This window comes from Pseudomonas sp. ZS1P83, from assembly GCF_054897825.1.
The window spans coordinates 5,082,955-5,098,145 of record NZ_CM142706.1 but is presented as its reverse complement, the minus strand read 5'-3'; the positions used below and the strand labels follow the sequence as shown (position 1 = coordinate 5,098,145).

9 protein-coding genes are annotated in these 15,191 nt (G+C 59.5%); 5 read left to right on the top strand and 4 right to left on the bottom strand.

Translation table 11 applies throughout. From position 1 onward, the window contains the following. Positions 1-77 precede the first annotated feature (77 nt). The 3 genes from ACYZT0_RS23900 to glnA all read right to left on the bottom strand — a co-directional run bounded on the left by ACYZT0_RS23900 (position 78) and on the right by glnA (position 2,821). The gene (locus ACYZT0_RS23900; protein ID WP_462043279.1) at positions 78-698 is read right to left on the bottom strand and encodes a DUF4124 domain-containing protein; all 621 of its coding nucleotides are present in this window, start codon (positions 696-698) and stop codon (positions 78-80) included. Next, positions 695-1,210: a DUF4124 domain-containing protein gene (locus ACYZT0_RS23895; protein ID WP_462043278.1), complete on the bottom strand. Its 516-nt coding sequence runs from the start codon at positions 1,208-1,210 to the stop codon at positions 695-697. Before ACYZT0_RS23895 ends, ACYZT0_RS23900 begins: the two co-directional genes overlap by 4 nt. Positions 1,211-1,414: 204 nt before the next feature. Then, entirely contained in the window at positions 1,415-2,821 is a 1,407-nt protein-coding gene (gene glnA / locus ACYZT0_RS23890) for a glutamate--ammonia ligase (protein ID WP_462043277.1), read from the bottom strand. 331 nt (positions 2,822-3,152) lie between these two features. Between glnA and thiI the strand changes: the two genes are divergently transcribed. Together thiI and typA are read left to right on the top strand one after the other, a co-directional pair. Beyond that, positions 3,153-4,607: a tRNA uracil 4-sulfurtransferase ThiI gene (gene thiI / locus ACYZT0_RS23885; RefSeq protein ID WP_462043276.1), complete on the top strand. Its 1,455-nt coding sequence runs from the start codon at positions 3,153-3,155 to the stop codon at positions 4,605-4,607. A 139-nt stretch (positions 4,608-4,746) separates the two neighbouring features. Further along, positions 4,747-6,567, top strand: a complete 1,821-nt coding sequence (gene typA, locus ACYZT0_RS23880) for a translational GTPase TypA (RefSeq protein ID WP_449642782.1) — start codon at positions 4,747-4,749, stop codon at positions 6,565-6,567. Positions 6,568-6,758: 191 nt separating this feature from the next. On the opposite strand, the gene ACYZT0_RS23875 is transcribed toward typA, so the two are convergent. Then, a complete protein-coding gene (locus ACYZT0_RS23875) occupies positions 6,759-7,199 on the bottom strand; it encodes a YkgJ family cysteine cluster protein (RefSeq protein WP_462043275.1) in 441 nt (146 codons plus the stop codon). Between the two features lie 254 nt (positions 7,200-7,453). On the opposite strand from ACYZT0_RS23875, the gene ACYZT0_RS23870 reads away from it, so the two are divergent. From ACYZT0_RS23870 to ACYZT0_RS23860, 3 genes are all read left to right on the top strand, one after another. Beyond that, a complete protein-coding gene (locus ACYZT0_RS23870; RefSeq protein WP_462043274.1) occupies positions 7,454-9,904 on the top strand; it encodes a glycogen/starch/alpha-glucan phosphorylase in 2,451 nt (816 codons plus the stop codon). A 218-nt stretch (positions 9,905-10,122) separates the two neighbouring features. Then, a complete protein-coding gene (locus ACYZT0_RS23865) occupies positions 10,123-13,710 on the top strand; it encodes a DUF2339 domain-containing protein (protein WP_462043273.1) in 3,588 nt (1,195 codons plus the stop codon). Further along, on the top strand, positions 13,707-15,080 hold the full coding sequence (locus tag ACYZT0_RS23860; protein ID WP_462043272.1) for a DUF3999 domain-containing protein: 1,374 nt from the start codon (positions 13,707-13,709) through the stop codon (positions 15,078-15,080). The genes ACYZT0_RS23865 and ACYZT0_RS23860 overlap by 4 nt, the downstream gene beginning before the upstream one ends. Positions 15,081-15,191 lie beyond the last annotated feature (111 nt).

Here is a 15,191-nt window from a genome sequence, read left to right as displayed (position 1 = left end):
CTTTTGAACCAATATGGGTTGGGATGTGGGTACGGTGCAGCCTATTGCACCAATATAGTGCGTAAAGCGGAGCGGCGTTAGAAGAAACGCAGGAAGGTATTTTTTGGCTCGATGGGTTTGTCTTTGAGCGGGCATTCTGGCCGTTGGCCGTAATCGGCGAGGGCGCAGGGTTTGACCTGGCGCTTCTGCGCGAGGGAGATGCGCAGCAGGTGGAACGGCTGGTTGGCTGTGCGCTCAACGATGCGGCCCTGCTCGTCGAGGATTTCCACAGAGAGGTTATGGCTGCCGCGATCGATGTTGCTCAGGGCGAATACCGGGCTTGGGCCGGGGTCTGCAGTGGGTTGGCCGTCCAGTAGCAATCGGTAGCGATGGCCCCGTTGCAGGCCGGGTTCGCTGGTGACGCTGACAATAATCTCGCCAGCGCTGCTGCGCACTGTGGCATCTGGTTCCGGCACCAGTACGCGGAGCATGTCGTAGTGGAAAAGCGGTTTGGCTTCGGCTTTCTTCGGGGCTGTCATCGGCGCAGCACCGGTTGGGTTGGCGGACATGCGATTGCTCGTCGCCAGCGGCACGCGCTTGGCGTTGCCGGACCCTGGCTGGTCGGTGTAGACCCGATTGCCCTGAGCGTCGACGTAGGTGAAAACCTCGGCCGTCACCGGCAGGGCGATCAAGCAGGTGATCAGCAGCCACACCCTCATGGCTTATGCACCCGTTGCACGGTGAACGTCACGGCGGGACTTTGCTGCACCAGGTTTTTCCCATCGATCACCTGCACAGCGAGGCTGTGTTCGCCGCGATCGACGTTCACCAGTTGCAGGATCGGAACGTTGCTCGGTTGGCCGTAGGGCTGGTCATCCAGCAACAACCTCAACAGATGCGGGCCTTGCAGGCGTGGCTTGATCAGTACGCTGACGGTGAAAGTGCCGTTGTTGGCGCGTAACGCCTCCTCGGTGGGCAGGCCGGTCAGTTCCAGTACCTCGTAGGCGCTGCGAGGTTGCTCACGGCCGTTGGCTTCGGCAGGCGGTGCAGGTGCGCCCGGCGGCTGGCTTTCCACACTGTTGAGCGGAGGCAATTCGACCGGTTGAGCGTTAACACCGTCGGGCGGTTGATTGCTGTAGGCGGTGTTGCCGTCGGCATCGGTGTACTTATAGATCTGCGCTGCGGCGGGCAGGGCGATCAGCAGCAAGATGAATAGAAAACCACGACCCATAAAATCGACCAGAAACGAAAGCGTTGGATTGCAGCATAGGTCAGGGGCGGCGGTTGGTCCTAGCCGTAAACATTTCGCCATTACTTTCGCACAGTGATCGTTCCCACGCACAGCGTGGGAGCGATCAGGGGAACGACCGCCCACAAAAAAGGCCTCCCGAAGGAGGCCTCTTTTTGTCACGCCGCGTGCCGCAGCGCTACCGGATTAGCAGCTGTAGTACAGCTCGTATTCCAGTGGGTGTACGAAGGTACGTACTTTGATTTCTTCTTCGCTTTTCAGGGCGATGTAAGCGTCGATGAAGTCGTCGCTGAAAACGCCGCCTTTGGTCAGGAACGCACGACCTTTGTCCAGCTCTTCCAGGGCTTCTTTCAGACTGCCGCAAACTTGTGGGATCTCTTTCGCCTCTTCAGGCGGCAGGTCATACAGGTTTTTGTCAGCAGCATCGCCAGGGTGAATCTTGTTCTGGATACCGTCCAGGCCGGCCATTACCAGGGCAGAGAAGGCCAGGTACGGGTTGGCAGCCGGATCCGGGAAGCGAGCTTCGATACGGCGAGCGCGAGGGCTGGACACGTAAGGAATACGGATCGAAGCGGAACGGTTACGAGCCGAGTAGGCGAGCATGACTGGCGCTTCGAAACCTGGGACCAGACGCTTGTAGGAGTTGGTCGACGGGTTGGTGAAGCCGTTCAGGGCCTTACCGTGCTTGATGATGCCGCCGATGAAGTACAGGGCGGTGTCGGACAGGCCGGCATAGCCTTCGCCAGCGAAGGTGTTCTTGCCATCTTTGGCGATGGACAGGTGAACGTGCATACCCGAACCGTTGTCGCCGTACAGAGGCTTAGGCATGAAGGTCGCGGTGCGGCCGTATGCATCAGCAACGTTGTGTACGCAGTACTTCAGGGTCTGAACTTCATCAGCCTTGGCAACCAGGGTGTTGAACTTCACACCGATTTCGTTCTGGCCGGCAGTCGCCACTTCGTGGTGGTGAACTTCGATGATCAGGCCCATTTCTTCCATGGCGTTGCACATGGAGGTACGGATTTCGTGGTCATGGTCGAATGGCGGAACCGGGAAGTAGCCGCCTTTGACGCCTGGACGGTGGCCTTTGTTGCCGCCTTCCACGTCCTGGTCGGACATCCACGAACCTTGTTCGGAGTAGATCTTGAACATGGAGCCGGAGATGTCGGACTTGAACTTCACTTCGTCGAAGATGAAGAATTCAGGCTCTGGACCCACAAATACGGTGTCACCGATACCGGTCGACTTCAGGTATTCCTCGGCACGCTTGGCGATCGCACGTGGGTCACGGTCGTAGCCTTGCATGGTCGACGGCTCGATCACGTCGCAAACCAGGATCAGGGTTGGCTCTTCGGTGAACGGGTCGAGAACGGCAGTGCTGTCGTCCGGCATCAGGATCATGTCGGAAGCTTCGATGCCTTTCCAGCCAGCAATGGAGGAGCCGTCGAACATTTTGCCTTCTTCGAAGAAAGCTTCATCCAGCGCGTCGCGAGCCGGCATGGTCACGTGGTGCTGAGTGCCTTTGGTGTCCGTGAAGCGCAGATCAATCCACTTGACGTCATGATCTTTGATGAGTTGAACCGACTTCGACATAGTGTCCTCCGGGTGGCTTCGGGCTTAGTAGTGGATGCCCTTAGAATGTGGGTGATGCCGGCGCGAATACTCTGCCAAGGCAACCTGCCTCACAAGGGAGCAAATTGCATGCCAGTGCCCCACCATGGGTTTTATGCCCCAATATCACGCTTACTAAAGGAACAAAGCAGCGCAGACCTGGAAATGGCGCCCCGTAATGTAGCGTTAAATTCAACAAATGACCTGTTTTGGTGCACGCAAAACCTTCTGCACATTAACTGGTTAAACCTTGAGCAATTTCCGCTATAATCCGCGCCCCCCTTTTTCGGCTGGCCCAGCGCGCGCTGTTTTCATGAAACTAATCGTAAAAGTCTTCCCCGAGATCACCATCAAAAGCCGCCCGGTACGGATGCGTTTCATCCGCCAGTTGGCCAAAAACATCCGTACCGTGCTCCGCGATCTGGACCCGGCTGTGGTGGTAAACGGTGTGTGGGACAATCTCGAGCTGGAAACGCGCGTCAGCGAGCCCAAAGCCCTGAAGGAGATGACCGAGCGCCTGAGCTGCATGCCGGGCATCGCGCATTTCCTGCAGGTCGACGAATACCCGCTGGGCGACTTCGACGACATCGTTGCCAAGTGCAAGCAGCACTTCGGTGAGGCGTTGGCCGGGAAGATTTTTTCGGTGCGCTGCAAGCGTGCCGGCAAGCACGAATTCAGCTCAATGGACGTCGAGAAATACGTCGGCAGCCAACTGCGTCGTCAGTGCGGCGCCGCCGGAATCTCGCTGAAAGACCCGGAAATCGAAGTTCGTATCGAAATTCGCGACAAACGGTTGTTTGTGATCCACAGCCAGCACAACAGCATCGGCGGTTATCCGCTGGGTGCCCTGGAACAGACACTTGTGCTGATGTCTGGCGGTTTCGATTCCACCGTCGCCGCTTACCAGATCATGCGCCGCGGACTGATGAGCCATTTTTGCTTTTTCAATCTGGGCGGACGGGCCCATGAACTGGGCGTTATGGAAGTCGCGCACTTCATCTGGAAGAAGTACGGCAGCTCCCAACGCGTGTTATTTGTGAGTGTGCCGTTCGAGGAAGTACTGGGAGAAATTCTCAGTAAAGTCGATAACAGTCATATGGGCGTAGTTTTGAAGCGTATGATGTTGCGCGCTGCTTCCCGTATTGCCGATCGGTTGGACATCGATGCGCTGGTTACCGGCGAAGCGATTTCCCAGGTGTCGAGCCAGACGCTGCCGAACCTGTCCGTGATCGACTGCGTGACCGACAAGCTGGTCTTGCGTCCGCTGATCGCCAGTCACAAGCAGGACATCATCGACCTGGCCAACGAAATCGGTACTGCCGACTTCGCCAAGCACATGCCGGAATACTGCGGGGTCATCTCGGTGAACCCCAAGACCCACGCCAAGCGTCCGCGCGTGGAGTACGAAGAACAACAGTTCGACATGGCAGTGCTTGAGCGTGCGCTCGAGAACGCCAAGCTGGTGCCGATCGATCGCGTGATCGACGAATTGGGCCAGGACTTGCAGATTGAAGAAGTCAGCGAAGCGCTGGCCGGTCAGATCGTTATCGACATCCGTCACCCGGATGCCGCTGAAGATGACCCGCTGGGCTTGGCTGGCATCGAGGTACAAGCGATGCCGTTTTATGCATTGAACGCTCGTTTCAAGGAACTGGACCCTACTCGCCAGTACCTGCTGTATTGCGACAAAGGCGTGATGAGTCGCCTGCATGCCCACCATTTGCTCAGTGAGGGGCATGCCAATGTGCGCGTTTATCGACCGAGCTAAGAGCCCGGGGCTGTATGCCTGTGGCCTGCGTCACCGGCCCCCCGACGCCGCCGTCAAGCTGTAACGGCAAGGCCTGACTCTACTGTTAATCGCTGCCACGACCTGTCAGCACACCGAATCCTCTGATCGAGATACACAAGTGATCGAAAATCTACGCAACATCGCCATCATTGCTCACGTTGACCATGGTAAGACCACCCTGGTAGACAAACTCTTGCGTCAATCCGGCACCCTGGAGCGCAACGAGCTCAACGACGAGCGCGTGATGGACTCCAACGACCAGGAGAAAGAGCGCGGTATTACCATTCTGGCGAAAAACACCGCCATCAACTGGAACGGCTACCACATCAACATCGTGGATACCCCGGGCCACGCCGACTTCGGCGGCGAAGTTGAACGCGTAATGTCGATGGTTGACTCCGTTCTGCTGCTGGTTGACGCTCAAGACGGCCCTATGCCGCAAACCCGTTTCGTGACCAAGAAGGCTTTCGAAGCCGGCCTGCGTCCAATCGTGGTGATCAACAAGGTTGACCGTCCAGGCGCGCGTCCGGACTGGGTTCTGGATCAGATCTTCGACCTGTTCGACAATTTGGGTGCTACCGAAGAACAACTGGACTTCAAAGTCGTCTACGCTTCGGCCTTGAACGGCATTGCCGGTCTGGAACACACCGCCATGGCGGAAGACATGACCCCGCTGTATCAGGCCATCGTTGACCACGTCCCTGCTCCACAGGTTGACCGTGACGGTCCGTTCCAGATGCAAATCTCGGCTCTGGACTACAACAGCTTCCTGGGTGTTATCGGCGTTGGCCGTATCGCTCGTGGTCGCGTCAAGCCGAACACTCAAGTTGTGGCTATCGACATTGACGGCAAGAAGCGTAACGGTCGTATCCTGAAGTTGATGGGTCACCACGGTCTGCACCGTATCGACGTTGAAGAAGCAGCTGCCGGCGACATCGTCTGCATCAGCGGCTTCGACCAGCTGTTCATCTCCGACACTCTGTGCGACCCACTGAATGTTGAAGCGATGAAGCCGCTGACCGTTGACGAACCAACCGTTTCCATGACCTTCCAGGTAAACGACTCACCTTTCTGCGGTAAAGAAGGCAAGTTCGTCACCAGCCGTAACATCAAGGAACGTCTGGACAAGGAACTGCTGTTCAACGTTGCTCTGCGCGTTGAAGAGGGCGACACCGCCGACAAGTTCAAAGTCTCCGGCCGTGGTGAGCTGCACCTCTCGGTACTGATCGAAACCATGCGTCGCGAAGGCTTCGAAATGGGTGTTGGTCGTCCGGAAGTGATCATCCGCATGGTTGACGGCGTCAAGCACGAACCGTACGAAAACGTGACCATCGACCTGCCGGAAGTATCCCAGGGCGCGATCATGGAACAGATCGGTATCCGTAAAGGCGACCTGACCAACATGGTTCCGGATGGCAAGGGCCGTGTGCGCCTTGAGTACAACATCCCGGCACGTGGCTTGATCGGTTTCCGTAACGAGTTCCTGACCCTGACCTCCGGTGCAGGCATCCTGACCTCGATCTTCGACCGTTACGACGTGATGAAGTCCGGCGACATGTCCGGCCGTCAGAACGGCGTGCTGGTTTCGGTGGCTACCGGTAAGGCTCTGACTTACTCGCTGGAAACCCTGCAAGCTCGCGGCAAATTGTTCCTGGGTCACGGTGAAGACGTGTACGAAGGTCAAATCGTCGGCATCAACAGCCGCGACAACGACCTGGGCGTCAACCCAACCAAAGGCAAGAAGCTCGACAACATGCGTGCTTCGGGTAAAGACGAAACCATCGCTCTGGTTCCGCCTATCCGCTTCACCCTGGAGCAGGCTCTGGAATTCGTTCAAGAAGACGAATTGTGCGAAGTCACTCCTAAGTCCATCCGTCTTCGCAAGAAGATCCTGGGCGAAAGCGAGCGTACCCGCGCTGCCAAGAAAGCCGGTAACTGAGTTTCGACTTAGTTAGCAGCTAAAAAAACGCCCCCGATCGTAAGGTCGGGGGCGTTTTTGTTTGTCTGGGGTATATGTGGTGTTAGTAAGGGACCCTTCGCGGGCAAGCCTCGCTCCTACGGGTTTAGCGTTTCCCTTGTAGGAGCGAGGCTTGCCCGCGAAAGCGATCTATCCGGCAGCGAGATTCTGGATCAGAACTTTTCGAGGATGCGGCGGGAGCTAGTCTCACGCGCCACTTCTTTCGGCTTATACGCGCAATACCCTGGCCGAGGCCCGATTTTCGGATGATTGCGGCAAGTATCCGGGCGCTTTTCATAAATAGTGCACAGACGGCTCTTACGATCCAGGTACAGGCAATCGTTGTTGCTCATGCGCTGAAGGGTGAAGATCTCGGACTTCTGGTTGTAACGCTCGACGATCCCTTCCTTCTGCAAACGCTTGGCGATGTTCTTCGGCGGCTCGCCGCGCTCGAATTCATCGACGATGCCGATACGGATCAGATCTTTGATCTTGACCTCGACCGGCAGGGTGCAGCAGCTGGAAACGCACGAACCGCACATCGGGGCGGAGTACTTGGCCCAGGTGTCGAGGCGGTCGATCTCCGCGGCGGCGATCAGGTTGGACTTCATCATCGGTTGTTACCAGCGTGCATCAGGGCGCGCGATCATACCGGGACTGGTGGATTTTTGAACAACCTTTCGCCAGATTTTTTCGTATGCCGCCCAATAACACCTGCAACCCGGCACGGCCCCTGCATTCTTTCCGGTGCGCGACAAGGTAATGTCGATCTATCTCACACTAACGGGAAAAACTGCCGAACCAGAGTTCCAACGGCCTGTCAGACCGTCTAGGCTCAACAACTTCACGCTCGCCCGAGGTCCTATCGATGACTCAAGAACCACTTGTTCGCGAAGCAGAGGTGGCCGCATTTCGCGACGCCGTCTTGACCAAACTCACCTACGCGGTGGGTAAAGATCCGGATCACGCCTTCGACCACGACTGGTTCGAAGCCATTGCCCTGGCGGCGCGCGATCACATGGTCGAGCACTGGATGGACCACACCCGGCAGATCTACCGCAAAGGTCAAAAGCGGGTTTACTACCTCTCCCTCGAATTTCTTATCGGCCGTCTGCTCTACGACAGCCTGAGCAACCTCGGCCTGCTTGATGTGGCCCGCGAGGCCCTGACTGAGCTCGGCGTCGACCTTGAACGCATCCGTCTGCTGGAGCCCGACGCAGCGCTGGGCAACGGCGGCCTCGGTCGTCTGGCCGCATGCTTCATGGAAAGCATGTCGACACTCGGCATTGCCGGCCACGGTTACGGCATTCGTTACGAACACGGCTTGTTCCGCCAGGCCATCGTCGATGGCTGGCAGCAGGAGCAAACCGAACACTGGCTGGATTTCGGCAACCCTTGGGAGTTCGAACGGCCAGAGGTCGTTTACCCGATCGGCTTCGGCGGCAGTGTTGAAACGGTCACCAACGAAACCGGCAAGTCCAGGCAAGTCTGGACGCCAGCGGAAACCGTTCGCGCGATTGCTTATGACACGCCGGTCGTCGGCTGGCGCGGGGCGAGCGTCAACACGCTGCGCTTGTGGCGCGCACGGGCCATGGAAGATTTGCACCTGGAACGCTTCAACGCCGGTGACCATTTGGGCGCCGTGGCAGAAGTTGCCCGGGCCGAAAGTATTTCTCGGGTGCTCTACCCGGCGGACAGCACCGAAGCGGGCCAGGAATTGCGCCTGCGTCAGGAGTATTTCTTTGTCGCCGCGTCCTTGCAGGACTTGCTGCGCCGTCATCGCAACATGCACACCTCGGTTCTGACCCTGGGCGATCATGCAGCGATCCAGCTCAACGACACCCATCCCTCGATTGCTGTGGCCGAGCTGATGCGTCAGCTGGTCGACGTTTACGACGTCGCGTGGGATGCGGCGTGGCAAGTCACCGTCGACACGCTGTCCTACACCAACCACACGCTGCTGCCGGAAGCGCTGGAAACCTGGCCGGTCGGTTTGATGGAGCGGATGTTGCCGCGACACATGCAGATCATTTATTTGATCAATGCCCAGCACATCGATTCGCTGCGCGCCAAAGGTATTCACGACTTTGAAGTGCTGCGCGCGGTGTCGCTGATCGAGGAAGACAACGGCCGCCGTGTGCGCATGGGCAATCTCGCGTTCCTCGGTTCCCACAGCGTCAACGGCGTGTCCGGCCTGCATACGCAACTGATGCGCAAAACGGTGTTTTCCGAACTGCACAACCTCTACCCGGACCGGATCAACAACAAGACCAACGGCATCACCTTCCGCCGCTGGCTCTACCAGGCCAACCCGGAGCTGACCTCGATGATGGTCGACGCGCTCGGCCCGGATCTGCTGGACAACCCCGAAGAGCGTTTGCTCGACCTGGAACCGTTCGCCGAGAAGCCTGCGTTCCGCAAAGCCTTCGCCGAGCAGCGCCTGCACAGCAAAAAAGCCCTGGCGTACATCATTCACGAACGACTGGGGGTCGCGGTCAACCCGGCAGCGATGTTCGACGTTCAGGTCAAACGGATCCACGAATACAAACGTCAGTTGCTCAACCTGTTGCACACCGTCGCGCTGTATCAGGCTATTCGCGCCGAGCCGGAAATCGATTGGGTGCCGCGGGTGAAGATCTTCGCCGGCAAGGCGGCGGCCAGTTATCACCAGGCCAAGCTGATCATCAAATTGACCAACGACATTGCCCGGGTGGTGAACAACGACCCGACCGTGCGCGGTTTGCTGAAAGTGGTGTTCTTGCCCAACTACAACGTCAGTCTGGCGGAAAGCATTATCCCGGCAGCGGATTTGTCGGAGCAGATTTCCACCGCAGGCTTCGAGGCGTCGGGTACCAGCAACATGAAGTTCGGCCTCAACGGTGCGCTGACCATCGGTACCCTGGACGGGGCCAACGTGGAAATGAGCGAACGCATTGGCGTCGAACACATGTTCATCTTCGGCCTCAGCGCTCAGCAGGTTGAAGCGCGCAAGCAGAACCATGAGTTCAATGCGACGCCGGATATTGCGGCCTCCCACCGTTTGAATGACGTGCTGCAAGCGATACGCGGCGGGGTGTTCTCGCCGGATGATCCGTCCCGTTACGCAGGATTGATCGATTCGCTGATCGACTACGATCGCTTCCTGGTCTGCGCCGATTTCGACTCGTACTGGGACGCGCAGATGCGGGTTGAAGCCCATTGGCACGATTCGCAGGAATGGTGGCGCTCAGCGGTGCTGAGCACTTCCCGGATGGGCTGGTTCTCCTCCGACCGGACGATTCGCGAGTACGCCACGGAAATCTGGAAAGCGCTGGAGTAACTTTTAGCAATAATTGCGAGCAAGGCCCGACGGTTGTTGGGCCTGATCGATATACTCAGCACCAGTTTTGCCGGATGTTTCAGTGAGTGCTGTGCGAACGTCTTCGCGGGCAAGCCTCGCTCCTACAGGAATTGCATATAGCCTGTAGGAGCGAGGCTTGCCCGCGAAAGCGTCAGCACAGACGCCACAAGGCAATGGGCCGCTTAGGGATATCGACAATGCAATGGATGTTCATGCTGATTGGGCTGGTGCTGGGTTGGATACTCGACGAGTCGTTCAGCGATGCGCTGTTGGGCGCGTTGCTCGGGTTGGGTATTGGCCAGGCCATTCGCATTGGCCGCTTGGATTTACAAACTGTCGAGCAGCGCCGGCTGCTTGAAAAGGCGCAAGTGGCCCTGAGTGCGGTCGAGCAGCGTTTGGCATTGCTGGAGGTGTCAGGCGTCAAAGCGCCGCAAACCAGTGAACCCGTTGCCAGCGAGGCCGGCGCACCTCCTGAATTCATTCTCGACGAAATCCCAGTTGAGGCCCCGGGGCTGATCTGGGAACTCCCTCCCGAACTCGAACCGATCACCGCGGCCGCTGCTGAAACCAGCCGCCCACTGCCGGTCGATCCCTGGAAACCCGAGCCGGTCGCCCGCGAGCCGCAACAGCCCGCCATCCCGCGCGGGCCGAATGTCATCGAGCGCGCCATCAATGGCGCCCGCAACTGGTTGTTCGGCGGCAACACCGTGCTGCGGGTCGGTGTGGTGCTGTTGTTTCTCGGTCTGGCGTTCCTGCTGCGTTACGCCACCGAAGGCATGGTGGTGCCGATCGAGTTGCGTTACGCCGGTGTCGCGGCGGCTGCGTTGGGCCTGCTCGGTCTGGGTTGGTGGCTGCGACTGCGCAACAGCCAGTACGCGTTGATGCTGCAAGGCACCGGGATCGCGGTGTTGTACCTGACCGTGTTTGCCGCAATGCGCCTGCATCCACTGCTCGATCCGAGCGCGGCGTTAGGCCTGCTGGTCGCGGTGACGGTGTTCTCGGCGATTCTCGCCATCACCCAGGACGCTCTGGGTCTCGCCGCTGCTGCGGCACTCGGCGGTTTCGCGGCACCAATCCTGACCTCCACCGGCGCCGGCAACCATGTCGCGCTGTTCAGCTACTTTGCCTTGCTCAACGCCGGCATCCTCGCCATCGCCTGGTTCAAGGCCTGGCGGCTGCTCAACTTGATCGGCTTTGTCGGCACCTTCGGCATCGGTTTCGCCTGGGGCCTGCGTTCCTATACGCCAGAACTGTTGTGGAGCACCGAACCGTTCCTGATTGTGTTTTTCCTGATGTACCTGGCCATCGGTCTACTGTTCGCCCGACGCACGTTGCTGGAAATGAGCGACGCGCCCGAGGATGACAGCCGCGAGGCGCTGCTGCGTTGGTCGACGCAAAAGGGTGATTACGTCGACGGCACGATGCTGTTCGGTCCTCCGTTGGTGGGCTTCGGTTTGCAGTTCGCTCTGGTTCAGCACCTCGAGTTTGCCGCTGCCTTCAGCGCGTTGGCGTTGGGCATGATTTACATGGGGCTGGCACGGTTGCTGATGGGCGGCCGAGCGTTGCTGCTGGCGGAAACCTGCCTGGCACTGGGGGTGATCTTCGCCAGCCTGGCCATTCCGTTGGGGCTCGATGCGCGCTGGACCGCTGCTGCATGGGCCGTCGAAGGCGCCGGCATCTTCTGGCTCGGCCTGCGTCAGCAACGACCGCTGGCCCGAGCCTTTGCCTTGCTGCTGCAATTGGGCTCGGCGCTGGCCTTCCTCAGTGAACTGCGGATCGGCGAAAGCAGCCTGCTCGACGGTGCGCCGCTCGGTGCGTTGATGCTCGGCGTGGCGTTGTTGTTCAGCTGCTATCAATTGCGCAAAGCCTTGCCTGAACAGACTTCGCAGTGGGAGCGCAAAGGGCTGCCCGTATTGGCCTGCCTCGGTCTGACTTTCCTCTATCTGCTGGCGCCGTTGTTGTTCTTCACTCACGGTACGGCGATCAGTTGGGCGCTGGCGGGGTTGTTGACGTTGTTCGTCGGCCTGCGTCTGCAATCGCGCACCTTCCTGTTTACCGCGTTTGCTGTGCAACTGCTCGGCGGCGGGCTGTTCCTGTTGCGTCTGCAAGGGGCTGGAGAGGATTCGGCGGCGGTTTTCAACGCCGGTTGGAGCGGGCTGCTCAGCGCGTCACTGATCGGTCTGGCGTTGATCGCCGGCATGTTGCTGGCCGCGCGCGATGAGATGGTGCGCGGTGATGTGCGACTACTGCGCGGCTTGTCGGTGGTGCTGCTGGCCGGTCTGGTGTTGATCAATCTGGCGGTGCTGTTCGTCCTGCCATGGCAAACGGCGAGTGCGGTATGGGCGGCCAGCGGTCTGTTCATCATCTGGCTGAGCCTGTACCTGAAGCAGCGCGTGAGTTTTGTCTTCGGTTTGCTGTTGCAGGTGATTGGCGGCGTGGCGTTCTTGTTCGCGGGCCCGGACCTGCTCGGGTCGCTGGCCAGCGAAGGTTTGCGCCCGTTGGCTCACAGCGGTTTCTGGACGCCGCTGGTGTTGGGCCTGGCCGCAATGGTTGGCGCCTGGCGCTTGCAGCTCGGCAACCATGCCACGGCGTTCGATGTGCTGAGCTTGCAGCGTTTGTCCGAAGTGCTGCTGGTGTGGGGCGCGGGTTGGTGGGCGCTGGCGTGGGTCAGTGAAGTGCTGCGCTTCGCACCGTTGAATCTGCAAGCGACGTTGTTGCTGGCGGTCGCGGCAGTGAGCGTGGCGCTGTGGACAGTGTTGGCGCTACGCCTGAAATGGTCGGCGCTGGGCTTGCTCTGCACCTTGCTGATTCCTGCTGCCGGTTTAGTGTTGCTTGCTGCTTGGCACTCGCGTTATCACCCGGCGGCCAACTTGGGTTGGCTGGTATGGGCGGCCGTGTTCGTTGTGCATTTCATCTCTCTGCGACGTCTGGCGCCGATGCTGCCGGCGCGCGCCCTCAGTACCGCCCACGTGCTCGGCTGCTGGCTATTGATCGGCGTGCTGGCCCTGGAGCTGCGTTACGGTCTGTTGCTGTTGTCCGAGCAATACAACGCCTGGCGCTGGTTGGGTTGGGCGATTCTGCCGAGCCTGTATTTGGTACTCGCGGCAGCAACCCGTGGTTGGCCATGGCCGGTGTCGGCTTATCCGCGCGAATACCGTGTGTATGCGGCGGCACCGTTGGCGTTGCTGATGCTCGGCTGGTTCTGGCTGGCAAACGTCGTCAGTGACGGCACCGCCGAGCCGTTGCCTTACGTGCCGCTGATCAACCCGTTGGAGTTGGGCCTGCTGTTTGCGCTATTCGGCGTTTATGTCTGGTCCCGCAGCGCCGTGACGCAACTGTTGATCCGCAAGGACTACGCCAAACACGCCACGCAACTGATCGCTGGCGCCTCGCTGTTTGTTTTCTTTACTGCGCTGGTGATGCGCACGGCCCACCATTGGGGCGGTGTGCCGTTCGAGCTGGAGGCGTTGCTCGAATCCATGCTGGTGCAGGCCGGTCTGTCTATCGTCTGGACCTTGATAGCCCTGAGTCTGATGATCGGCGGCCATCTGCGTCATCGCCGCGAAGTCTGGCTGATCGGTGCGGCGCTGATCGGTGTGGTGGTGGCCAAACTGTTGTTTGTCGAGTTGAGTAACCGCGGTGGGCTGGCGCGGATCGTGTCGTTTATCGGCGTTGGCGTGTTGCTGTTGGTCGTGGGCTATTTCGCCCCGTTGCCACCTAAGCGCGCCGAGGCTGTACCGGAGGCTGAACAACCGGCCCCGCAAACCGAAGGAGTGTCGTCTTGAGTCAGAAGCTGAGCCTCGGCTGGTTGGGCGCTGTTGCGCTGGGTGTGGCGCTGTCGGCCAGTGCTCAGGAAAAACCGACGGACTTCGCCACACAGGTGCCGTTGTCGGTAAACGGCGAAGGCCCGTGGTATCACCTCGAATTGCCCTTGAATGTGCAATTGAATGCGCGGAAAACCGATCTCAGCGATGTGCGCGTATTCAATGCTGCCGGTGAGGCTCAGGCGTATTCCTTGGCCCGCGCGCCGGCGCAAACCAGCGAAAACCGCACCCTGACTGACGTGAAATGGTTCCCGCTGTACAACTCGGCGGATTCCACCGAGCACGCACCGAGCGTGCGGGTGCAATCGAGTACCAACGGCACGCTGGTCGAAGTGCAGCCGTCCAGTCAGCTGGAAGCGGGCGAAGAAATGCTGCGCGGCTGGTTGCTCGACGCCAGCAGCATCAAAGCACCCTTGCAGCAGTTGATTCTCGACTGGACCAGCGAACGCGACGGCTTCCAGCGTTTCACCCTCGAAGCCAGCGACGACTTGCAACATTGGCAGTCCTGGGGCGAAGGGCAGGTGGCACGCCTGACGTTTGCCGACGAGCGGGTCGAGCAGCATGAAGTCGCTCTGCCGGGTCAATCAGCCCGTTATCTGCGTTTGCTGTGGAGCACGCCGCAATCGGCCCCGACGTTGACCTCGGCGCAACTGCAAAGCGCCAAGACCCGCAGTCTGCCGCTACCGCTGGTCTGGTCACAACCGCTGGCCGGCAGCAGCGTGAAGGCCGGTGAATACACCTGGCAATTACCCATGGGGCTGAATGTCGAGCGCTTGCAAATCGAGTTGAGTCAGCCCAACAGTTTGGCGCCGGTAACCTTGTCCGGTCGTCGGGAAAGCAGCCTGCCGTGGCAGCCGCTGAGCAGCGGTTTGCTCTATCGCCTGACCCAGAATGGCCAGGACGTGGTGCAGAACGAATTGCAGCTGTCAGGGCAAACCGTGCAGCAGTTGAAACTGACAGTGGACGAGCGCGGCGGCGGACTGGGGGGCGAGGCTCCGACTGTGCGGTTCGCCGTGCGCTCCACTCAATTGGTGTTCCTGGCGCGCGGAGCGGGGCCCTATACGCTCGCGTTGGGAAGTGCCACGGTGAAGGCGGCGAGCCTGCCGCTGTCGACGTTGATTCCGGATTACAGCGCTGCAAAGTTGGCGACGTTGGGCAGGGCTACGGTGGAGGGCGGGGCGGTGGTCACGCCGGCGTCGACAGTGACAACGGATGCTGCGACTGACATCAATTGGAAGAAGTTCGGGTTGTGGGCGGTGTTGCTGCTCAGCGTTTTGTGTCTGGCCGCGATGGCATTCAGTCTGCTGCGCAAGCCGCCGGTCAACCCTTGAAACTGGCAGCAATCCCCGGTGCACATCCGGGCGGTTTCGAACTACGCTCAACCGGGCGCATGAACTCTATTGGGTGTAACACGTCTGATAGGAGGAAATACGCCCCGACTC